The organism is Treponema sp. R6D11 (assembly GCF_054786075.1).
On the sequence record NZ_BDHD01000462.1, the window covers coordinates 1 to 985 of the forward strand.

At 39.3% G+C, this 985-nt stretch carries 1 protein-coding gene and 1 pseudogene; both read right to left on the reverse strand.

Translation table 11 applies throughout. The features are described 5' to 3' along the window. A pseudogene (locus ACYVTD_RS13975) lies at positions 1–306 on the reverse strand (hypothetical protein); the annotation flags it as partial. An 18-nt stretch (positions 307–324) separates the two neighbouring features. Further along, positions 325–924 (reverse strand): V-type ATP synthase subunit E, encoded by a 600-nt coding sequence (locus ACYVTD_RS13980; protein ID WP_461248333.1) that lies wholly within the window; start codon positions 922–924, stop codon positions 325–327. Positions 925–985: the final 61 nt, after the last annotated feature.

The following is a 985-nucleotide window of genomic DNA, read 5'->3' on the forward strand; positions in this document are numbered from 1 at the left end:
GGTAATAGCGGCTTCCTGCGGAAAAAACGGAATGTCCGTTATCTGAACATCTTTTTTTAACTTCAACGCCCGCTCTTTTGCCAGATTTAATTTTAAAGCGCGTTCCCAGTTTTTCCAGTTTTTTACAAAAGCGCAATTACCTTTTTCGGAAAACACATCGTTAAAAGAAAGATAATCCATTACTTTAAAATCGCCGTCTTCCAGTAAATCTGCGGCTAACTCTTTAAAGTGAGCGGAAGACATAGGCGGTTTTTGCTCGTAAATTAAAGAAGGAAGCTGGGCAATAAAGTAATAGTATGATCTCACCTTTATTATTCCTTTTGACTATTTTTTTAAGAGTTCCGCCAATTTTGGATTCAAATAAGCTGATAGTTGTTTGGCGACCGCTTCCGATGAAAAATCATAGTAAACAGAACCTTCTTTATTTGAGATTCTGAAACCTGTAGCCAACTTGCGGTTAGATTTTAACTCCACGCCTTTTGAAAGTTCGCTTTTTAGTTTTTCATTAAAAAAGCCTTGAAGCTTGGAAAGCTCGCCTTCCGGTAAAATAACCGAAAGATCGCCGCCTTCTTTGTCAGCCCATTTTTTAATCAACTCGGGCAAAGCCGATTTTAGCACATCGTCGTTGTAATTCGCGCCGACATTGTCGTTGATTATTTTGTTTAGTAAAGCCTGAATCTCGTCTTTGAACGCCAAAATAAGGTTGCGTGAAGCCTGTTCCAACGCGGCAATACCGGCTTTTTCAGAGCGTTCGGCATCCTGTTTTGCGCGTTCAATCAGATTATCCGCTTCTTTTTTAGCGTTTTCAACGATTCTTTGGGCTTCGGCGCTCGCCTCCGCCTTGATTTTGTTAGCCTCTTCAGTTGCGGCTTTAACTCCGTCTTTCTTTATCCTATCGATAAGTTCCTGAACCTGAATTTCCATAAATTCCTCTTCCTTATGATAATGACAATTATATTATTACAAATAATATTAAAAGTCAATC